Source organism: Clostridium sp. CAG:265, assembly GCF_000436575.1.
GTDB classification, from domain to species: domain Bacteria; phylum Bacillota; class Clostridia; order Clostridiales; family Clostridiaceae; genus Clostridium; species Clostridium lentum.
Window position 1 is genome coordinate 86,895 of sequence record NZ_FR886618.1, and the last position, 21,189, is coordinate 108,083.

Below are 21,189 nucleotides of genomic sequence, written 5' to 3' on the forward strand. Positions count from 1 at the left end.
TTATTGTATCCTCCTTTATAACACCATATCTTTTTTCTTAAATATTTTTATACTACTTAAAACTAAAAGTAATATATAGGAACAACTTAAAACAACAGCTATTATCATCATCTTATTACTTATATCTCCTAATAATTTATACCCATAACTTATAAGTGATGTAGGTGTTATTCCTAATATTTTTGAATTAATTGAATCTATCATAAGTGATACTATTAATACTGATATGGATATTCCAATAGTTTGATTAAAATTATCTACCATTAATGATATTACTGATGTTACTAGTACAATAGGTAACATACCAAAGGCTGTTATTATATAGGCATTCATTACTTTAATATACTCACCTAAAAATATATTACTGAAGTCACCAGCCAAAATTCCTCCCACTATTGAAAATATAATGAACATAACTAATGTATTAATTAATGTTATAATGATTAAGTATAATATTTTTCCTAAAATCACATCTTTCTTATCTATTTTTGATATTAAGAAAAACTTCATTACTCCACTTGAATAATCATCCGCTATTACAGAAGCAGTTACTATAATTAAAAGTATAGGTGTTAGTATTTTCATAAGTATAAATGTCAAATTGTATTTTAAAAACTGTATTAATCCATCTTCAATTGTTAAATCTAATATATTAATTTTTATAATTACTCCTATAACAGATATTATTAATGTTAGAAAAATTAAATAAGCTAATATTTTTCCTTTAGTTAAACTTTTATATATCTCATTTTTAAAAACATTAAGCATATTTATCCTCCAAACCTAGTACTCGAAGATAATATTCTTCTAAGCATTTACAGTTACTTTTTTTAATAAGATCTTCTGTATTACCCTCTACCAATATTTCACCATTATTTATTATTGATATTCTATTACATAAATTTTGAACCTCACTTAAAATGTGAGAGCAAACTATAAAGGTTACATTCTCTGTCTTTGCAAGATACCTTATAATGTTTCTTATTTCTATTACACCTTGTGGATCTAATCCATTTGTTGGTTCATCTAAAATTACTATTTTAGGATTATTTAAAAATGCCCTTGCAATAGCTAAACGTTGTTTCATTCCTAGAGAATAATTTGATACCTTCTTATTTTTAGCATTGCTTAATCCTACTAACTCTAAAACTTCATTTATTCTATTATCATCTTTTTGATAAAGATTTGCATAAAGCTTTAAATTTTTATATCCTGATAAATATCCATAAAAGCTTGGTGCCTCAACCATAGCCCCTACAAATTCTATTGCATTTTTTCTTTGTGATACTATATCATATTTATTTATTAAAGCTGTCCCTTCAGTTGGTTTAACTAATCCTAAGATCATTTTTATTGTTGTACTCTTTCCAGCTCCATTTGGTCCTAAGAATCCATAAATATCTCCTTCTTTTACTGATATATTAACTTTATTTACAACTTTAGTATCCTTAAATACTTTAGTTAAATCCCTAGTTTCAATTATATTCCTCATATCCAAATTCCTCTTTTCTTTTCTATATCTAAATTTTAAACGTAATTTTAATACTAAAATATTTATTTACTTCAATTACAACTATACCTGCCTAAACGTTAAATTTTTACGATTATTTATATATTTTTTAATTATTATTTCTAAAAAAAAATGAGCATTACTCTCATAACTGCTCATTTTCAATCTCTATTCTATCCTATGATTATAAACCTCTTTATTTTACTTACTACAAATAACAAAATTATAATAATATAAAACTTTATGGCCCATAAAGATTCTATAAAATTATCAGATATCTTTAAATTTGTTATAAATATAGTATATGCGTTAAAAACCTGACTTCCAAATATATATACCATAATTCCTATTGATAAAAGGAAATAAATGAAATATACTGCTTTAAACTTTACTTTTTTTCCCAATACCATATTTTTAAAATCTACAAAAGATTGTTTTCTTAAATTAGGCTTTTTCATTAAAGTTGATAATATAAAATATCCATCTAAAGGTAGTAAAGGAAATAAATTTGATATTATTAATACAAAATTTACATAAAAACTTAGTAAAAATAATTTACTTATTATTTCTGAAGCCCCAAATTGCCCCATAATATTGTATATTATAATACTTAAACTTGCTAAAAATAGATTTGAAACTATTCCCGCTGACCATATTTTTATCCTTGTTTTAGGATTTACAGTATATATTCCAGGTATTTTTAAATATACAATTGGAGTTATACATAAATATAATGATATTACTAACTGCTTTGGTATAAGACCATATTTATAAGCTACTACCCCATGTGATATTTCATGTATAAACATGCTTATTCCCATAATTATAAGCGTTGCAACAAAAATAAAAATATGATTATTACTAAGCTCAAATATATTTAAGTTTTTTATATGTGATAAAATATTTCCATACAATAATGCTATTGCTGACAGTATTATAACTATAACTTTAAATGGATTAACTAATACTTTTAGCCTCTTAAATATATTTTCATATCTCAATAATTCATACTTTACTAAGTTTAAAGAAAGTATGTCAAATTCTCCTCTTTCAACTTTTTTTTCATCTATTTCTTCTAATAATGCTGCTTTTTCAAGTATTTTGACTAATTCTTGAACATTTATTTTACATTTTATCTTTTCTCTAACTAATTGCTCTACTTCATCTATTGTATTTTTTCCATTAAGCTGCTTTATTGTATAAAGAATTGCATCCTTATTACTCTCTTTTACTTCTATATATTTGTCTTTTTCAATATTTCCTATAGAATACACATCATCTTTATCATCATAATGATATAATAAAGAACAACTAATATTATTTAATGCAATTGGCTTATAACTCATACTACCATCTCCCTTTAATTAGCTGAAGCCAATTCTAATATTACTTTTTCTGTAATACTTCTATACATAATGCAATCCTCTTCTTTTGTATCATGTATATTTCCTGTTTTAAAATAATTTGATCCTATGCAACCTGTACATATTTTATTATTAAAGCAATTTTCACACTTAGAGTCTTTAAATTTACTAAATGACTCTAACTTATTTATAATATTTTTATACTGTACTCCATCAAAAACCTCTGAATCATATACATTTCCAATTTTAAATTTTTCAATATCTGTTAACATAAAACAAGGATATATATCTCCTAATACTGAAAATGAATAATTTGATATTCCGGCTTCACATATATATTTATTTGTCTTTCTTAAATTTAAAGCTTGTATTACTCTTGTTATTAATGAGTATGTATAATCCTTATTGTTATTTACTTTTTCTTCAAATATATCTTTAACAGACTCTTTGAATGCATCTGTATTTTTCAACGTAAAATTACTATCTTCATCTCCACTAACAGGTACAAGATGAATATTGTCCACCTTTATATCATCTTTAATATATTTAACTACATCTTTAACTGATAAATTTTCCTCAACATGTGCACTATTATAAGTAACTTCAATTCCTTGTGGCTCATTTGTTTTGGATTGAAGCTTTTTAATATTATTTAATATAGTACTTGTAGTTCCCTTACCGCTTTTAAATATTCTCATCTTATCATTTACTTGCTCGGGCCCATCAAAACTTACTGTAACTTGTATTTTATTATCATTAATTAACTTAATAAATCTATCACTGACATTTGTTCCATTTGTGACAGTTCCGTAAGTTGGTATATAATCAATTTCTTTCTTTTCAAATTTTTCTTTAAAATATTTACACACAAACTCTATTACATCTAAATTAAACGTTGGTTCCCCACCAAAAAATTAAATTTTTCTACTATTTCGCTTTCACTTTTACCTTCTATGATGCTTTCTACTATTTCTTTACTTATATCATTAATCTTATAAAATCTTAAGGAATCAGGAAAAAACATTACTTTTTTATTATCGTCCTCTATAAAATGAATTCTCATACTTCCCCCTCTAAAATATTTTTCTTTTTTATATCACTAATCTTTGCTAATGATATACAAAAGAATTTTTATTGATTCAAATTACCAGCAAACTATTCCCCAGCATCCACTTCCACAAACTATACCAATTCCTGGTGTAACTGTCTCTTCTAATGTTGTAACCTCTTCTAGTAAAATTTCTTTTACTTCTACCTCATTCACATTTAATTCCTTTACATCATTGTTTAATTTCATTTTTTATTCCTCCTAATTTTTACTTTTTTATTTCTGTAATAAACTTACAAACTTAGTATAAATCTTTTTCGCATATTATTACCATTTATTTCCCCATCTATGCTTTTATTATGTTTCTCGTGTTATTTTTTACGTTTGGGAACTAAATTTAAACAAATACTCACTATTTGTATTTTTAATTTATTCCATTTTTTTAAATAAAATGATATAATTCTTAACAAGGAGGTAAATTATGTTAAATATAGTAATTTGTGAAGATGATAATATTCAACGTTCTACCATTGAAAAATTTATTAAAAATTCCATTGCTAAAAATGATTATTCATTTAGAATTAAACTATCTACTGCTAATCCTGAAGATGTATTGAAAAATATAGGAAGTGGTGATATATACTTTTTAGATGTTGATCTTAATAATAAAATTAATGGATTTAAGCTTGCAGAAAAGATTAGAGATATTGACTCTTTAGGATACATAATATTTATAACAACCCATTCTGAACTTACTTATCTTACTTTTAAATATCGAGTAGAAGCAATGGACTTTATATTGAAAGATAATGTTAATGAAATAGACTTTCGTATTAATGAATGTTTATCTCATATACATAAACATATTAATAAGGAAAAATCAGATGTTAAAACTTTAACTCTTACTTTAGATGATAGAATTATAAAAATACTGTTAAAGGATATTGTATTTATTGAAACATCTACTAATTCTCATAAAATAATTATTCATGAGTCTAATAGAAAAACTGAAATATTTACTACCTTAAAGGAGATTTCTAAAAATCTTGATGATAGATTTTATAGATGCCATAGAGCTTATATAGTAAATAAAAATAGAATTAAAGAAATTAATAAAATTAATAGAATAGTCTATATGGATAATGGTGCTGAATGTTTAGCTTCATTTAGGTTAATTAAGGGGTTATATGAATAGCGATGTTATGAGTGAATTAATTAGACAAGCATTGTTTTTCTTCTTTAGTATTATACTTTTAATTTCATATATGATATTTAGAAAGATACATTACAATACTAAAACATTTTTTACTTATTTATTTTTTTCACTAATCATATCATTAGCTTTATTTAGAGTTAGTGGTGGAATATCTATATTGTTATTATTATTTATTTTAATCAAACTTGATATATACTTTAATAAAATTAGCAAGGTTCTTGCAATATTAACTTCAATCTTAGTTTTGATAAATTATTTTATATCTGATGCTATAGTGAACTTATTTTTAAAAGCATTCATAAATACATCATTGAATAGTACATTATTTATTAGTTATATTATTTTATCTAGTATTTTAGCAATGATTTTATCCATTATATTAAGTAAATTATTAAATATAAATTGCTTTAATTATATTTTAAATTATAAAAACTTTAAATTTAATAAACAGATGTTTTTAATATTAACTATATTATTTTCTTTATTTTCCATTGCTATAACATTTATAACTTATAATATCTTAAATATAAATGACATAAGAATATATGCAATAAACTTTATTTTGTTTGTTTCATATTTAACTTGCAATATACTAATGAGCTATTTTTATAATCAGTATTTAATTAAACAAACAGAACTATTTAATAATAAAATGGATATGGAAAGATTGCAGGAATATACAACTAATGTAGAAAATCTTTATAATAACTTACGTACTTTTAAACATGATTATAAAAATATTTTATTAACACTAAATCATTATATAGAAAATAAAGATATTGATTCTCTAGAAAAATATTATAAAGAAAATATTCTTGAGACAGGACTACTTGTTGATACTAAGGACTATAAGGTTAAACTAAAAAATCTTAAAAACATTCCTATTAAATCCTTGGTTCTTGCTAATATTGCAAAAGCTGAAAGTCAAAATATAAATATTGATATTGAGGTTATGGAACCAATTCTTCACTTTAATATTAATACTGTAGATTTAAGTAGATTACTTGGAATATATATTGATAATGCCATTGAAGAGTGCGAATTTACTAAGGAAAAAAAGCTAAGCATAGCCTTTATTTTAAGAGGACTTAGTACAGTTATTGTAATTCAAAATAGCTGTAGAGATAATATTCCTCTATTTAAAATAAATGAAAAAGGTTTTTCTACTAAAGGTGAAAATCGTGGTTTAGGTTTATATAATGCAAAAAAAATCGTCGATAAATATGAAAACTGCTTAGTTAATACTAATATAGAAAATAATATTTTCACTTTAGAACTTTGGATAAGAAATTAAATTAACCGTGGTTTATTTAAAAAGAAAACCACGGTTAATTTATTTTCCACCAATTATTTTATTTTCTTAAGCTTTCATTTCTAACTATTACATCATAACCTGTATATGCCATTGCTAAAGCAGCTATTAATAATCTATCATGTGCTTTTTTTGTTGTAGTAGCCTTTGCCATTTCAACACTATGACCTATCATAGGACAATCTGTTATTCCTATATATGGGTGTATAGTTGGTGCAACATGACTTACATTTCCTATATCACTTGAGCCACCTGTAGCTTTACCTGGATTTATATCTGTAATACCTAATGCTCTTAAGTTCTCATTAAACATCTCTGATAATTTTTCATTAGTCTTTAAATCATCATAAGGTAATTCATATCTTTCCATTTCAAGAGTTGCCCCAGTCATTAAAGCTGCACCTTCTGCAATCTTCTTAACTTTTTCTATAACTTCAGTTACTCTTTCCTTAGTAGAAGCTCTAAAATAAAAATCAGCAACTGCTTCATCTGGAACTATATTAGCTGCAACTCCACCTTTTGTTATTATTCCATGCATTTTAACATCTGGTGTTACATGTTGACGAAGTGCATCTATTCCATTAAATAATTGAATAACGCTATTTAATGCATTGATTCCTTTCTCTGGACAAGATGCTGCATGAGCTGTTTTACCTTTATATATAAATCTTATTGGATATAAAGCACTGCTTGATCCACTTGCTCTAGTTTCTCCATCTGGATGAACTATCATTGCTGCATCTAATTCATCAAATACACCAGCTTCTGCTAAAATAACTTTTCCCCCATTAGTTTCTTCTGCTGGAGTTCCGTATACTATAATCTTTCCACCAATTTCATCTAAAACTTTACTTAAAGCTACTGCTGCACCTGATGATATAGCACCTATCATGTTATGTCCACATCCGTGTCCTATTTTAGGTAATGCATCATATTCACATAAATACCCTATAGTCATTCCTGGTTTTCCACTATCAAAAGTTGCTTTAAATGCTGTATCCATATCTGCTATTGGACACTCTACTTGGAAATTATGCTCTTTTAAAAATGTAGTTAATGCTTCAACTGCCTTGTATTCTTTATTTCCTAATTCCGGATTATTGTATATATAATCACTAATTTTAGCTAATCTTTCTTTAATTAATTGACCTTCGTTATATATTATAGTCTTCATTTCTTTTTTCCTCCTATATTTAAATTAATTGTAAGGCAATTTATTTAAGTAAAAGCTAAAAGTGAAAAGATAAAAGTTACTGAATTTATTCCTTAACTCCTACCCCTTCACTCTTAACCGTTAACTTTTAACTTCTTAAGCCCAACCCATCAACATAGCACAAGTTATAAATATTATAGCTAGTGCAAATAATATAATTTGTAATGGCATTATCCACTTAAACCATTTAGAATATGGTACTCCAGCCATTCCTAAACATGCCATTAATACTCCTGATGTTGGGAAAATAGCATTTGAGAAACCATCTCCTAATTGGAATATTAATACTGTTGTTTGTCTTGATATTTCAAGCAAATCACCTAATGGTGCTAATATTGGCATAGTTAATGCTGCTTGTCCTGACCCTGAAATAACGAAGAAGTTTATAAACATTTGAACTGGTAACATTACACATGCAGCTAGTAATGATGGTAATTTACCTATAAATGATGATAAACCAAATAATATTGTATCTATGATTTGAGAATTTTCTGCTATTATTACTATAGCTCTTGCAAACCCTATTACCATTGCAGCTCCAATCATATCTTTGGCTCCATCTATAAATGCTTCTGCCATTTCATCAGCTTTTAATCCACCAACTATTCCTGCAAATATTCCAGTTATTAAGAATACTGCAGCTATTTCTGGAATCCAGAATCCTTCTTTTAATACTCCCCATATGATAACTGCTAAACAAACACCAATTGAAGCAATTATTATTTTATGTGCAAATGTAAATTTAATTTCTTCATTTTTATTTTCTTTTAATTTTTCACGTTTTTCTTCATCTAATTTATACACTGGGCTAAGCTCAGGATTCTTCTTAATTTTTTTTGCATAAACCATTAAGAATATAACTGCTACTGTTGTAGTTATAACCCATGTAATAGTACGATATACTACTCCTGAGAATAAAGGTATTTCAGCTATAGATTGCGCTATTCCTACTGTAAATGGATTAAGCATAGCTGTTGCAAACCCTATAATACACCCTAAATAACTTATTCCCACTGATAATATACTATCAAACCCTAAAGCAAGCATTAACGGAAGTAATATTGTTATAAATGGTATAGCTTCTTCAGTCATACCAAATGTTGCTCCTCCAAGAGAAAATAAAGTAAATATAATAGGAATTATTAATAACTCATTTCCCTTAAAAATATTAACAACCTTAGCTATAGCTGAGTCTATTGCCTTTGTTCTAGTTATTAAACTAAATGCACCCCCAACTATAAATAAGAATGCTATAATTTCTGCTGATTGTTGAATTCCTTCTACTGGTGCTTGCATCACTTGGAACAACCCTTGTGCTTCATTTTCAACATACTGAAATGAACCATTTAAAACTACAGTTCTAATTTGTCCATTAACTTCAGTAGCTACTCTTTCATATGTACCACCTGGCACTATATATGTTGCTATTGCCATTAAAATTATTATTGAAAAAATAATAACTAATGTATGTGGAACTTTTATTCCACCATTAAATCTTTTCCAGAAACCTTGTCTTTCTTTACCTGATACATTTTGCATTATTTTAAAATCCCCCTATTTATAATATTTTGTCACAATAGTTTGAAAAAAATAATTTTTTAAAAAATTTTAACTAATAAGTAATAGCTATTCACATTTAATTTTAAAATAATAAAAAAGCCTTGAGCTTCTCACTCAAGACTATATAATCACTAAAATACCAAATATTATAATAAAAGTATTATTATCAATAATATAATCGTTAAGTAATAGCTCTTCACAAATTAATTTGTGACAGTTTTATGTATATTTTACATAACCCCAACACTACAGTTTCAAAGCATCAACTATATGTTTCGGCGAAATTTCCTTTCAATTTACATCTTTGTGCTTACCTCCGTAAATCTACTCTTAAATATCGCAACCTCTATCAACTTCATAATATAATTCTCTCTTAACAATATACAACTTTTTTTCTTAAATGTAAAGTATATTTTCTGCATAATTATAAATTTTTCGTGCTTTTATATTATATTTCATCAATATTTTTTTAATTTATACTACTTTTATAATACATAAAACTATATTAAGTATAAATTATTTTTCCCTATAATTTATAATTTTAAGTTGATGTAAAGCTCTAGTTGCCATAATATATTTTACTAAATCATCAGTGTTATCATCAAAATTTACAACTACAACTCCATCAAACTCAAGACCTTTAGCATAATAAGAAGGTACTATAACTTTTCCCCCTCTATAAATTATATCTGCTTTATCAAAAGCCATTATTTTAGTGAACTTTTTAAGTTCTGGTGCTATTATTTGAAGTTCATTTTTATCTTTTGTTATAACAGCTATATTTTCATAGTTTTCATCATCATATTCTTCTAAGGTTTCTAGAATAGTATCAATTAAATCTTCTTTATCATTAATTTCAATTTCTTCCACATCATATTTACCTTTTCTTACAAATGGAACTATAGCATTTTCATCTAATAATTTACTTGCATATTCCATAATTTGTTGTGTTGACCTGTAACTCTTATTTAAATCAAATCTCTTAACAAATTTTCCATAAATATCTTCTAATCTTAACATGGCAGGTACTTCATCAATCTTTACAAGTCTTTGGTTAACATCACCTACAATAGTATAGCTTCTACAACCAGTTAATCCTTGCAGCACTAAGAATTGAAGCATGCTATAATCTTGAGCTTCATCAATAACTATATGTCTGATTTCTGCCTTAGATTTCTTTCCATCAAGCTTAATCATTAAGTATAGTATTGCTGGAAGATCTAAGTATGATAACATATCTATGTTCATAAACTTCTTATAAATATCAACTATACTTTCATTATCTATCCAATTCTCTAGATCTGCTTTTACATTCATCACTTCTCTTACAACATCTCTGATGTCATTACGTCTTTTAAATTCTAAATTATTTTGCTCAATATTCTTTTCATCATCTGACATTACTTCAAGCTTAGCTTTAAATTCAGCATTTATTTCTCTTACCTTTTCATCTCTCTTATCTTTTAATTTTGATATAAGAACTCTCTTAACTTTTTGACTTCTTCTAAATAAAGGCATATATTTATAGTGTTTTTCAAATAATTCTTCTACTTCATTTAATGATACTATTTCTTCATCAAAGGCATTAAGTGCTTGTAGGTTAAAGTATTCATTTTCAAACTCCATACATTTTTTATCAAGGAACTTAATGAATTCTTCACTTGATTTATACCTGATTTCTTTTACTACTTCTTCATTTCCTTTTAATACTTCTTCTAAATAAGCTGTAAAATCAAGGACATTTTCAGTTAAGCCTATTTCTTTCATGGCAAAACCAGCAAAAGTCTCTTCAGTCACATCACTTTCACCTAAAGTAGGAAGTATTTCACTAATATAATCAACAAATATATCATTAGGACCTAAAACTAATACCTTATTACCTAATTGTTGTCTGTAGTTATATAGAAGATACGCAACTCTATGAAGGGCTATGGTAGTTTTTCCTGAACCAGCAACTCCATTTACCACTACAACCTTCATTCTCTCTTCTCTAATGATATCATCTTGTTCTTGTTGGATTGTCATTACTATATCTTTTAACTTTTCTCCTGAGTTAGAAGAAAGAATCATTTGAAGAATTTCATCTTTAACATCAACTTCTGAATCAAAATATCCCTGTAGAGACCCCTTTTTAATAACAAACTGTCTTCTAGCTAATATGTCAGCTGATAGTTCTCCATCTGGTGTCTTATATGTGGCTGGCCCTAATGACCCTTTATAAAATAATGAAGCTATTGGAGCTCTCCAATCTATTATTATACTTTCAAAAGTAGCGTCTTTAGTAAGCCCATATCTTCCTACATATATTTCTTCTTGACAATCATCTTCATCACTGAAAATTACCTTTCCAAAGTATGGAGTTTCCTTAAGCTTAGTAAGCTCCATTAGCTTTTTATCAATTTGCTTATAATATTCTTCCTTAACATATCTTTCATGATCAAAATACTCCATCAAAGCATCTTCATCATCTTTATGTTCCTCTATAAAGTTTTTTCTATAATCTAATATGTAATTAGCTATCTCTTTTCTTTTTTCTATGTAGTTTAAAACTTCCTCATTTAACGTTTGTAAAGTATAATCTAATCTTTCTTCTTCCTTTAGAAATTGATATTTATCCAAAGTAATACCTCCTTACAATAGTAACTTAAGGAGTTAAGATATACTTATCCTAACTCCTTAAATATATATGCTATTCAATTATCATATCAATTGTACTAGCTACTTCATTTTCTTCTTTTTCTAAATCTAATTTATTTTCTTCTTTTTCCTTTTCTTTAATCTTCTTAAGTTCAGGATACTTTTTATAAATAAATTTTTCAAAATCTGTACCAAAAATAGTTTCTTTTTCTAAAAGATATTCTGATATTTCATCTAAAAGATCTCTATTTTCAGTTAATAATTCAATAGCCTTATTATGACATTGTCTTATTATCTTTAAGATTTCTTCATCAACTAAAGTTGAAGTTGCTTCACTACAGTTTCTTACTGCTCTACCATCTAAATATCTATTTTGAATAGATTCTAAAGCCATCATATCAAATCTTTCTGTCATACCATATACAGTTACCATACTTCTTGCTGATTGAGTCGCTCTTTCAATATCATTTGAAGCTCCTGTAGATACCATGTTAAAAACAACTTCTTCTGCAGCTCTTCCACCAAGCATTACAGTAATTTGATTTAACATTTCTTCTTTAGAAACAAGATATTTTTCTTCTTCTGGTAGTTGCATTGTATATCCTAAAGCTCCCATAGTTCTTGGAACTATCGTAATCTTATGCACTGGATCAGTACCTTCTAATAATCCTGCTACAAGAGCATGACCAACTTCATGGAATGCAACAATTTTTCTTTCTTGTTTAGAAAGGATTCTATCTTTCTTTTCTTTACCAGCTATAATTACTTCCACAGCTTCTTCTAAGTCCTCTTGAACTACTTCATCTCTACCATGTTTAACTGCTCTAATGGCTGCTTCATTTATCATATTAGCAAGATCTGCCCCTACTGCACCTGGTGTACCTTTAGCAATTGAATCTAAATCAACATCATCAGCTAATTTAACATCCTTACTATGAACTTTTAAAATAGCTTTTCTACCAATAAGGTCAGGTCTATCTACAATAACTCTTCTATCAAATCGACCAGGTCTAAGTAATGCCTTATCTAGTATTTCAGGTCTATTTGTTGCTCCTAGGATTACTATTCCTTTTGTTGCATCAAATCCATCCATTTCAGTTAATAACTGATTTAAAGTCTGCTCTCTTTCATCGTTAGATTGCATTTGGTTATCTCTACTTTTACCTATTGAGTCTATTTCATCTATGAAAATAATACATGGAGCATTCTTTTCTGCTTCTTTAAATAAATCTCTAACCTTAGCAGCACCCATACCTACAAACATTTCAACAAAATTTGAACCTGACATTGAGAAGAATGGCACCTTTGCTTCTCCAGCAACAGCTTTAGCTATAAGAGTTTTACCTGTACCTGGAGGCCCAACTAATAATGCACCTTTAGGTAATTTAGCACCTATGCTTGCATATTTTTCTGGATTATTTAAGAAATCTATTATTTCTGTTAAACTTTCTTTTGCTTCATCTTGCCCTGCAACATCATCAAAAGTAACTTTTACATCTGTTTCAACATACATCTTTGCATTGCTTTTTCCCATGTTTATTGGGCCAGCACCGAATTTTCCACCCATTTTTTTAAATAATAATTTAAATAGTAAGAATGTTAACAATATTGGTCCTATATAATAAAGTAATAGCTCCATTATCATTGATTGTTGTTCTGTTATTCTTCCATAATATTGAACATTATTATTTTTTAATGTTTCAACTAAAGAAGGGTCATTAACTTCACCTGTATAAAGCATTTTTCCACTTTCTGAGCTTCCTTCTTTAGGTGTTATTACAAGTGAATCACCTTTAGTTCTAACTTCTGAAATTTCACCATTTTCTACAAGTTGCATAAACTTATTATATGATATTTCTTGTGTTGTCAACATATTCTTTGCATAGTTAAAAGAGTATATAAACATAAATGCCACAATTACGTATATAATTAAATATTTTTTATTATTATTCTTTTTTTGTGGTCCATTAAGATTATTTTTGTTTTCTTCCATTTAAATCATCTCCTATCTGTCTATATCCTTATTCAATTAATCCAAAATCACTAAATGGATAAACTTTTATTACTGCTTTTCCTTCTATATCATTTGCATCAACAAAAGGTGTTACAGGCCAATATCTTGAATCTTTAGACCATTTCCTATTATCTCCTAAGAAGAAGTATTTCCCTTCTGGCACGGTATATGTACCATTAAAAGTATCTTCAGCTCCAATATAGTCTTCTTCAAGTACCTCTCCATTAACAGATACTACTCCATTTACTATTTGCACAACATCTCCTGGTAATCCTATAAGCCTCTTTATCATCTTGATTTCTTCGCCTTCTTGATCATAACTAAATACAATAATGTCGCCTCTCTTAAGCTTTTCTGGATTATATACTCTTGTAACAAATAGCCTATCATTAACATTCAATGTTGGAACCATTGATTCTGAAGGTATCTTTACCTTATAAATAACAAATTTATTTATTAAAAAAGCCAATATAATCGCAATTACAATTGGTACTACCCATTCGTAAAAGAATCCTGTCTTTTGATTTTTAACTTCTTTATTACTTTCCTTCAATCTTCCCACATGCCTTTCATCAAATTATCAATTTTAGTCTTTCTCTTATCGGTCTCTTCTCTATTTACAATATATCTGTTCTTACTAATTTTAACTAATATATCTCCTTCACTTACCTCATCCTCAACATTTGTCTTATCTATTATTATTATTTCTGCATTACGATTTTGTAATACTAACGACCTACCTTCTATTCTATCGACTATAAAATGACTTTCCTTCATAACTTAATGTTTTTAGCAAAATTTTGCCAGAACTTCCTCCCTCTCAATCTACTTGAAACATAAGTATATCATATTTCTATTATTTAATCTAATTTTACCATTACATTATACTACAGCAATATGTCAATTTTATTACAATATATAAAACATTCATTAAAAATTTATATATTAAAAGGCGAGAAGAATTTATGATAATTCATCTCACCTTAATTTTTACCATTATTCTATATTTCTAACCCTAGTAAATCTTTATAGTCTTGTCTTTTAGATACTACTTTCTCCTTACCATCACCAACAAATACCACTGCCGGTCTTACATTTTTGTTATAATTACTAAACATTGAGAAGCCATATGCACCAGTGGTAAAGACAGCTAATATATCTCCTCTTTCAGGTTTTTGAATGTATATATCCTTCATTAATATATCACCTGATTCACAGCATTTGCCTGCTATAGTTACTTTTTCATCAGATGGCTCATTTAATTTATCAACTATAGACATATCATATTTTGCTTCATATAAAGCTGGTCTTATATTATCAGTCATTCCACCATCTACAGAAACATATTTCCTTACATTTTTTATTTCTTTTATAGCTCCAATGGTGTATAAAGTGGTACCTGCATTCCCCACAATAGATCTACCTGGTTCAATGGTAAGTATTGGCTTAACTAATCCTAATCTTTCACAAATTTCATTAACCTTATTCAAGATAGCACTACAATATTCTTCTATACTTCTTGGTTTATCAGTTTCTGTATAATATACACCAAAGCCACCACCTAAATCTAACTCTCTAATTTCATGACCTGTTTCTCTTTTAATTTTATCAATATAATTTAACATAATTTCAGCTGCATCTTCATATGGCTTTATCTCAAATATTTGTGAACCTATATGACAATGAAGTCCTGTTAATCTTAAATTATCTAAAGATAAAGCATGTTTTACCGCTTCCATTATAGTATTTCCCACAGGAGCAAATCCAAATTTTGAATCTATTTGACCTGTCTGTATATACTGGTGAGTATGAGCTTCAATCCCTGGCGTAAGCCTTAAATAAATATCTTGTATCACTCCATACTTTGCTGCTATTTCATTTATCATTTCCATTTCTTCTAGATTATCAACAATAAATCTACCAACTCTTTTTTCTACTCCTAACTTAATTTCATCTAATGTTTTATTATTTCCATGAAAATATACCTTTTCCATTGGAAAACCTGCCATATAAGCTGTATATAGTTCTCCGCCTGAAACTACATCCAAATTAAGCCCCTCTTCATGAATAAGCCTACACATTTCTAAGGTTAAGAATGCTTTTCCTGCAAAGGCTACCCTATTATCTTCATTACATTTAAAACATTTATAATAATTTCTGCATATATCTCTTAATAGCTGCTCATCCATAACATATAACGGTGATTTATATTTTTTTACTAGATTTGTAGTGCTAACTCCACCTATAAATAATTCATTTTCCCTTATTTCCATTGTTCCAAATAACTTCATATCCCCAACTCCTAATATCCTCTAATAAATTATAAAAAAACCATCATAGAAATTCTATGATGGTAGTTCACTTTTTTAAGATTATATATGATATATGAAATTTTCTTTTAAAACTTATTTCATAATTTCATTTAAACCCTGTAGCGCTCCACTACTGTGACAGTTATGCATATATTTTATGCATACCCAGAAATAAGTCTTTGCGTCCCTTATTCCTTCGGCTATCATACCTTTCAGAAAAAATCCATGCCATGCAAAAAAAGCTCCCTTTTCTTACTTATTATAAACAGCACCTCTACCAGGTAATATTTTATTCAATTTAGCTTTATTTTATTCTTAATTTATTTTTTTATATAAATTAATATATTACAACTTTTAATAAATGATACCATTATACCAATATTTTGTAAATAAGGATGTTAGGAATGAAATTTAATGTTGAAACTCCTATGGAGTTCTATCCACAATTTTTCATTTTTTATTTATCTCTATATCTGTCCATAAGTGCACTCATTATTTCTCCATTGTATGGTGGTGTATAAGTTATAGCATTTGCTCCTGCTTCTATGGTTGCCCTTATTGTCTCTTCTGTAGGCCCACCTGTTGCTAATACAGGAAAAGCTGGATATTCAGATTTAATCTTTCTTACAATATCTGCCGTATCCTTACCACCAGAAACATTTAATATAGTTGCTCCTGATTCAATTCTAGCCTTTATGTCCTCATCTTTTGACACCACTGTAACTATTATTGGTATATCTATAGTCTCTCTAAGGTTTTCAACTATTTCATTACTTGTTGGGGCATTAACTACAACTCCCATTGCACCTTTAAACTCTGCATCTAATCCAAGATTAACTACTCTCTTACCTTGAGTAATTCCACCTCCAACTCCACAAAATATAGGTACATCTGCAGCCATTACTAACGCTTCTGTTATTAAAGGCTGTGGAGTAAACGGATATACTGCTATTATTGCATCAGCATTAGTATTTCTTATCAAGGCTACATCTGTTGTGAATAAAAATGACTTTAATCTCTTACCAAATATCTTTATTCCAGAGCAATCTCTAATACATGATGGTACTTCAATAACATTACTTCTTAATATACCTTTTATTTCTGGTACATTCTTCTTTCTTTTAATTTCCATAAGCATACTCCTATTATAAATTTATATATATATATTCTTATAAAAAATCTTTGCTATAAAAATATTATTACATTTATTATTAAGTAAAAATTATATCATAAAGAAAATAAATTTCTATAGTATTATTTCAACTTCTTGATTAATTTCAATACTTTCTTCTGTAACTAGACAATTATAAATTTAACATTTGAATAAAATCTATTGGGCCTATTAATAAATTGTGCTTTTACTATTCTTTTCTCATATATCATTTTTTTATCCTCTTTTCTTTTATTCTATATTTTATAATTCATATCTTAACTTTTTTTATACTATTTCAAAAGTTATCCACAGTATATATTTGTTTCAGCTCATTTTCACTTAAATAATTCACATTTTTCACAGTTATCCACAGAATTTATCCACAGGCATGTTAATTTTGTTGATAACTTTGTTATTAACTATTTTTGGGATTTTTTTACTGGATAAATTATTTACTTTTTTATCCAACCCCCATTATATTGTTTAATCTATTTTGCAACACCTAATATATTGTGTCAACTTTTTTTCTTTACACTTATAATCCAATTTAACTTATCCACATTCTGTGGATAAGTTAAATTGTTATTTTTTACTTTTTCATATTATTATATACAACTAATATTGTCACAATTTTTAAAATATAAAAATTTTTCTATAATTTTAAAAACAAAACTTTACATGTAAACATTTTTATGATACTATTTAAAAGTAAATTAAATACTTTAGCGTGTTACTGGTTATGCAGGCAAGGCTTAAATATGTGTGAATTGTAATAATTCCTTTACCTTGGTGGAATTATATAATTTATAGATATTTAAGCCTTTTTTGTTTAACTTTCTTTATGAAAGCTGGCCAGCTTCAGAGAAATTTTACGCTATGTAAATATAACTTATAACTTAAGAATTAAAAATAGGTTTAGGAGGATTAATATTATGCTACAATTTTTACAAAGAATTGGTAAGGCTGTAATGCTTCCAATAGCTGCTCTTCCAATTGCAGGTATATTACTTGGTGTTGGTGGTGCATTATTAGGAATTGCAGGGTTAGAAAACGCTCCTGCTATTTATCAGCCATTACTTACTTTTATATCTATTCCTGCTGTTAATGCTGTATTAACAGTAATGAATGATATTGGAAATATTATTTTTGGTAACTTACCAATACTATTTGCAGTTGGAGTTGCTGTAGGTCTTGCAAAAAAAGATAAAGGTACTGCTGCTTTAGCTGCTGTATTTGGATTCCTAGTAATGAATCAAACAATTTCTTCATTACTTGCTTTAGGTGTTACTCAACTTGGAGTATTAACACCTGATAACGTTAGAGAATATGGTACTTATATCACAACTAACTTAGGAATATTCACATTAAATATGTCAGTGTTTGGTGGTATTATTACTGGTTTGGTTACAGCTGCATTACACAATAGATTCCATACAATTCAAATGCCTCCAGTACTTGGGTTCTTCTCTGGATCTAGATTTGTTCCAATCATAACATCTTTAGTTATGGCACTTGTAGGAGCAGTACTTGCCTTTGCTTGGCCTTTAGTACAAGACGGTATTGGAGTAATTGCTAACTTAGTTAGAACATCTGGTTCTATCGGAGTATTCTTCTATGGATTAATTGAAAGAGCTTTAATTCCATTTGGATTACACCACGTATTCTATACACCATTCTGGTATAGTTCATTTGTTGAAGGTCAAGTTCTTCTAAATGGTTCTGTTGGAACATTTACTACAATTGCTGGTGCTAACACTGCATACTTTGTACAATTATCTAATATGGGAGCATTAGTTGGAGCTTCTGCATCAACTATGGGTACTATCGTAAACAGTACAACTGCTTTCATGGCTGGTAAATTCCCATTCATGATGTTTGGTTTACCTGCTGCTGCATTTGCAATGTATAGAGCTGCTGCTCCAAGCAAAAAGAAGATTGTAGGTTCATTATTAGTTTCAGCTGCTGTTACTTCATTCTTAACTGGTATAACTGAACCATTAGAATTTACATTCTTATTCGTAGCACCTGCTTTATATGCAGTTCACTGTGTACTTGCTGGTTTATCTTATATGATTATGGGAATGCTTAAAGTATTCATTGGTATGACATTCTCTGGTGGTGTAATTGACTTTGCTTTATTTGGTTTATTACCTGCTGGTGCTGGTGTTAAAACTAACTGGTTATTCGTTATATTAGTAGGTTTAGCTTATGCAGTAGTTTACTACTTCTTATTCTACTTCTTAATTACTAAGTTTAACTTAAAGACACCAGGTAGAGATGAAAATGAAGGTGAAACTAAGTTATTCACAAAGGCTGATTTCCAAGCTAAAAATGGAAATGCCAATGAACAACCTGCTGCCACTTCTGGAAAAGGTGAAATAACTGAAAAAGCACCTGCTGTATTAGCTGCTTTAGGTGGAGCTGAAAACATAGTAAGTGTTGATGCTTGTATCACTAGATTAAGAGTAGAAGTAAAAGATAAAGCTAAAGTTCAAAAAGATGAACTTAAAACATTAGGTGCTGCTGGCGTTGTAGAAGTAGGGAACGGAATTCAAGCTATTTTCGGAGCAAAAGCAGACGGATACAAGAACGAAATAAACTCAATCCTTGGAGAGTAATCCAAGATATTTTACCAAAACAAAATTGTCAACAACTCATGTAAATAACAAACTCACTCAACAATATAAGGCTGTCATTTAATGTGACAGCCTCTTTTTTATACCTTTTATTTATACCATATATTCATCTTTAAATTTATTGATTATTTCTTTACATATATCTGGTCTCTTTTTTAACTTCTCAATATCGTATTTAGTTCCTAAGTAGTCTAATATTTTAACAGCTTTTTTCACCAATAGTACACTACGAATATTAATTCCCTTATCCATATTAAATCACCTTATATCCTTTCCTATATTATTAATTTATTCTCAGTTACTTAGGAAAGTTACTTAAGGCTCATACATATTAATCTATAATTATATTTTTCTTTACATGCAGATCCATTTGAGGATATGGTATTGATATTCCCTCTTCATCAAACTTAATTTTTACTGTTTCAAGAAGATCATAATATACAGTCCAATAATCTTCTGTTTTACACCATGCTTTAACAATAAAGTTTATAGCACTATCACCATGCATTGATATTCCAACAAAAAATTCTGGTTCTTCCAGTACTAATTCATTATTTTTCAATATATTTATAAGTACATTTTTTACTCTAATTACATCTTCTTCATAAGATACACTAAAAGTAAGATCTACTCTTCTTATTTCTTTTGAAGAATAGTTTACTATACTACTATCTGTTAAAATTCCATTAGGAATTAATATTTGCTTATTATCAAAGGTAACTAAATATGTATAAAATATGCTTATTTTTTCAACAACACCTGAATGCTCTGTTGTCTCTATAAAATCTCCTACATTAAAAGGTCTAGCTACAAGAATAATAACTCCTCCAGCCAAATTTGCTAAACTTCCTTTTAAAGCAAGACTGAGAGCTACTCCTGCTGATGCTACTATAGTAGTAAGCCCAGTTAAGTTCACTCCAATGTATTGAAGTATTATTATAATAAGCACTGTTTTTAAGGTAACATTCATTACATTATCAAGGAATCTAGTAATTGTTGGATCTGCATTTTTACTTTCCAGTATCCTTCTAATTCTTTTTAATGTTTTATTAATAACCTTCCATCCTATGGAGAGAAATATAACTCCAAAAAACACATTTACCCCTCTAGTAATTACCCATTCATATAGTTTTTCTAACATCCTTTCTAACGATACAATATCTTTCATTTTTGCCCTCCATCCTTATTCTATAAGACATTTTATATTATATCAT

Annotated in this window: 19 protein-coding genes and 2 riboswitches; of the genes, 3 read left to right on the top strand and 16 right to left on the bottom strand. The window is 27.9% G+C overall.

The features are described from left to right. Positions 1–15 precede the first annotated feature (15 nt). The 6 genes from Q5O29_RS06975 to Q5O29_RS07000 all read right to left on the bottom strand — a co-directional run bounded on the left by Q5O29_RS06975 (position 16) and on the right by Q5O29_RS07000 (position 4,171). The gene (locus Q5O29_RS06975) at positions 16–768 is read right to left on the bottom strand and encodes an ABC transporter permease subunit (protein ID WP_022212246.1); all 753 of its coding nucleotides are present in this window, start codon (positions 766–768) and stop codon (positions 16–18) included. Further along, on the bottom strand, positions 761–1,492 hold the full coding sequence (locus Q5O29_RS06980; protein WP_022212247.1) for an ABC transporter ATP-binding protein: 732 nt from the start codon (positions 1,490–1,492) through the stop codon (positions 761–763). Before Q5O29_RS06980 ends, Q5O29_RS06975 begins: the two co-directional genes overlap by 8 nt. Before the next feature lie 191 nt (positions 1,493–1,683). Beyond that, positions 1,684–2,856 carry a metalloprotease gene (locus Q5O29_RS06985; protein WP_022212248.1) on the bottom strand — a complete coding sequence of 391 codons (1,173 nt, stop codon included), beginning with the start codon at positions 2,854–2,856 and terminating at the stop codon, positions 1,684–1,686. Between the two features lie 14 nt (positions 2,857–2,870). Further along, positions 2,871–3,743 (bottom strand): radical SAM protein, encoded by an 873-nt coding sequence (locus Q5O29_RS06990; RefSeq protein ID WP_022212249.1) that lies wholly within the window; start codon positions 3,741–3,743, stop codon positions 2,871–2,873. Between the two features lie 14 nt (positions 3,744–3,757). Then, complete coding sequence (locus tag Q5O29_RS06995) at positions 3,758–3,937, bottom strand: hypothetical protein (protein ID WP_022212250.1); 180 nt, start codon at positions 3,935–3,937, stop codon at positions 3,758–3,760. Between the two features lie 81 nt (positions 3,938–4,018). Beyond that, positions 4,019–4,171, bottom strand: coding sequence for a hypothetical protein (locus Q5O29_RS07000; RefSeq protein ID WP_022212251.1), 153 nt, complete (start codon positions 4,169–4,171; stop codon positions 4,019–4,021). Between the two features lie 232 nt (positions 4,172–4,403). Between Q5O29_RS07000 and Q5O29_RS07005 the strand changes: the two genes are divergently transcribed. Then, entirely contained in the window at positions 4,404–5,117 is a 714-nt protein-coding gene (locus tag Q5O29_RS07005) for a LytTR family DNA-binding domain-containing protein (protein WP_022212252.1), read from the top strand. Then, positions 5,110–6,432 carry a GHKL domain-containing protein gene (locus tag Q5O29_RS07010; protein WP_022212253.1) on the top strand — a complete coding sequence of 441 codons (1,323 nt, stop codon included), beginning with the start codon at positions 5,110–5,112 and terminating at the stop codon, positions 6,430–6,432. Before Q5O29_RS07005 ends, Q5O29_RS07010 begins: the two co-directional genes overlap by 8 nt. Before the next feature lie 58 nt (positions 6,433–6,490). Here the strand turns inward: Q5O29_RS07010 and Q5O29_RS07015 are convergent, their stop codons facing one another. The 8 genes from Q5O29_RS07015 to Q5O29_RS07050 all read right to left on the bottom strand — a co-directional run bounded on the left by Q5O29_RS07015 (position 6,491) and on the right by Q5O29_RS07050 (position 17,318). Then, positions 6,491–7,624, bottom strand: a complete 1,134-nt coding sequence (locus Q5O29_RS07015) for a M20 family metallopeptidase (protein WP_022212254.1) — start codon at positions 7,622–7,624, stop codon at positions 6,491–6,493. 135 nt (positions 7,625–7,759) lie between these two features. Further along, positions 7,760–9,202, bottom strand: a complete 1,443-nt coding sequence (locus Q5O29_RS07020; protein ID WP_022212255.1) for a YfcC family protein — start codon at positions 9,200–9,202, stop codon at positions 7,760–7,762. Positions 9,203–9,404: 202 nt separating this feature from the next. Next, a riboswitch (Lysine riboswitch) is annotated at positions 9,405–9,580 on the bottom strand. 159 nt (positions 9,581–9,739) lie between these two features. Beyond that, positions 9,740–11,842, bottom strand: a complete 2,103-nt coding sequence (locus tag Q5O29_RS07025; protein ID WP_022212256.1) for a UvrD-helicase domain-containing protein — start codon at positions 11,840–11,842, stop codon at positions 9,740–9,742. Positions 11,843–11,912: 70 nt separating this feature from the next. After that, positions 11,913–13,853: an ATP-dependent zinc metalloprotease FtsH gene (ftsH, locus tag Q5O29_RS07030; RefSeq protein WP_022212257.1), complete on the bottom strand. Its 1,941-nt coding sequence runs from the start codon at positions 13,851–13,853 to the stop codon at positions 11,913–11,915. Between the two features lie 28 nt (positions 13,854–13,881). Beyond that, entirely contained in the window at positions 13,882–14,427 is a 546-nt protein-coding gene (gene lepB / locus Q5O29_RS07035) for a signal peptidase I (protein WP_022212258.1), read from the bottom strand. After that, positions 14,424–14,651 carry a DUF3006 domain-containing protein gene (locus Q5O29_RS07040; RefSeq protein WP_022212259.1) on the bottom strand — a complete coding sequence of 76 codons (228 nt, stop codon included), beginning with the start codon at positions 14,649–14,651 and terminating at the stop codon, positions 14,424–14,426. The genes lepB and Q5O29_RS07040 overlap by 4 nt, the downstream gene beginning before the upstream one ends. A 224-nt stretch (positions 14,652–14,875) precedes the next feature. Then, entirely contained in the window at positions 14,876–16,165 is a 1,290-nt protein-coding gene (lysA, locus tag Q5O29_RS07045; protein WP_022212260.1) for a diaminopimelate decarboxylase, read from the bottom strand. 133 nt (positions 16,166–16,298) lie between these two features. Continuing rightward, positions 16,299–16,471: riboswitch (Lysine riboswitch) on the bottom strand. 172 nt (positions 16,472–16,643) lie between these two features. Then, entirely contained in the window at positions 16,644–17,318 is a 675-nt protein-coding gene (locus tag Q5O29_RS07050) for an enzyme with TIM-barrel fold (protein ID WP_022212261.1), read from the bottom strand. A 953-nt stretch (positions 17,319–18,271) separates the two neighbouring features. Here Q5O29_RS07050 and Q5O29_RS07055 point away from each other — a divergent pair. After that, positions 18,272–19,957, top strand: a complete 1,686-nt coding sequence (locus Q5O29_RS07055) for a PTS transporter subunit EIIC (RefSeq protein ID WP_022212262.1) — start codon at positions 18,272–18,274, stop codon at positions 19,955–19,957. Between the two features lie 111 nt (positions 19,958–20,068). Here the strand turns inward: Q5O29_RS07055 and Q5O29_RS07060 are convergent, their stop codons facing one another. Together Q5O29_RS07060 and Q5O29_RS07065 are read right to left on the bottom strand one after the other, a co-directional pair. After that, positions 20,069–20,227, bottom strand: a complete 159-nt coding sequence (locus Q5O29_RS07060) for a hypothetical protein (RefSeq protein ID WP_022212263.1) — start codon at positions 20,225–20,227, stop codon at positions 20,069–20,071. A gap of 79 nt (positions 20,228–20,306) precedes the next feature. Next, a complete protein-coding gene (locus Q5O29_RS07065; RefSeq protein ID WP_022212264.1) occupies positions 20,307–21,143 on the bottom strand; it encodes a mechanosensitive ion channel family protein in 837 nt (278 codons plus the stop codon). Between the last annotated feature and the right edge of the window lie 46 nt (positions 21,144–21,189).

What these genes read in the sequence shown, in the direction of transcription:
- Q5O29_RS06975 (WP_022212246.1), bottom strand. Translation starts at nt 768, where the DNA reads ATGCTTAATGTTTTTAAAAATGAGATATATAAAAGTTTAACTAAAGGA.
- Q5O29_RS06980 (WP_022212247.1), bottom strand. Translation starts at nt 1,492, where the DNA reads ATGAGGAATATAATTGAAACTAGGGATTTAACTAAAGTATTTAAGGAT.
- Q5O29_RS06985 (WP_022212248.1), bottom strand. Translation starts at nt 2,856, where the DNA reads ATGAGTTATAAGCCAATTGCATTAAATAATATTAGTTGTTCTTTATTA.
- Q5O29_RS06995 (WP_022212250.1), bottom strand. Translation starts at nt 3,937, where the DNA reads ATGAGAATTCATTTTATAGAGGACGATAATAAAAAAGTAATGTTTTTT.
- Q5O29_RS07000 (WP_022212251.1), bottom strand. Translation starts at nt 4,171, where the DNA reads ATGAAATTAAACAATGATGTAAAGGAATTAAATGTGAATGAGGTAGAA.
- Q5O29_RS07005 (WP_022212252.1), top strand. Translation starts at nt 4,404, where the DNA reads ATGTTAAATATAGTAATTTGTGAAGATGATAATATTCAACGTTCTACC.
- Q5O29_RS07010 (WP_022212253.1), top strand. Translation starts at nt 5,110, where the DNA reads ATGAATAGCGATGTTATGAGTGAATTAATTAGACAAGCATTGTTTTTC.
- Q5O29_RS07015 (WP_022212254.1), bottom strand. Translation starts at nt 7,624, where the DNA reads ATGAAGACTATAATATATAACGAAGGTCAATTAATTAAAGAAAGATTA.
- Q5O29_RS07020 (WP_022212255.1), bottom strand. Translation starts at nt 9,202, where the DNA reads ATGCAAAATGTATCAGGTAAAGAAAGACAAGGTTTCTGGAAAAGATTT.
- ftsH (WP_022212257.1), bottom strand. Translation starts at nt 13,853, where the DNA reads ATGGAAGAAAACAAAAATAATCTTAATGGACCACAAAAAAAGAATAAT.
- Q5O29_RS07040 (WP_022212259.1), bottom strand. Translation starts at nt 14,651, where the DNA reads ATGAAGGAAAGTCATTTTATAGTCGATAGAATAGAAGGTAGGTCGTTA.
- lysA (WP_022212260.1), bottom strand. Translation starts at nt 16,165, where the DNA reads ATGAAGTTATTTGGAACAATGGAAATAAGGGAAAATGAATTATTTATA.
- Q5O29_RS07050 (WP_022212261.1), bottom strand. Translation starts at nt 17,318, where the DNA reads ATGGAAATTAAAAGAAAGAAGAATGTACCAGAAATAAAAGGTATATTA.
- Q5O29_RS07055 (WP_022212262.1), top strand. Translation starts at nt 18,272, where the DNA reads ATGCTACAATTTTTACAAAGAATTGGTAAGGCTGTAATGCTTCCAATA.
- Q5O29_RS07060 (WP_022212263.1), bottom strand. Translation starts at nt 20,227, where the DNA reads ATGGATAAGGGAATTAATATTCGTAGTGTACTATTGGTGAAAAAAGCT.
- Q5O29_RS07065 (WP_022212264.1), bottom strand. Translation starts at nt 21,143, where the DNA reads ATGAAAGATATTGTATCGTTAGAAAGGATGTTAGAAAAACTATATGAA.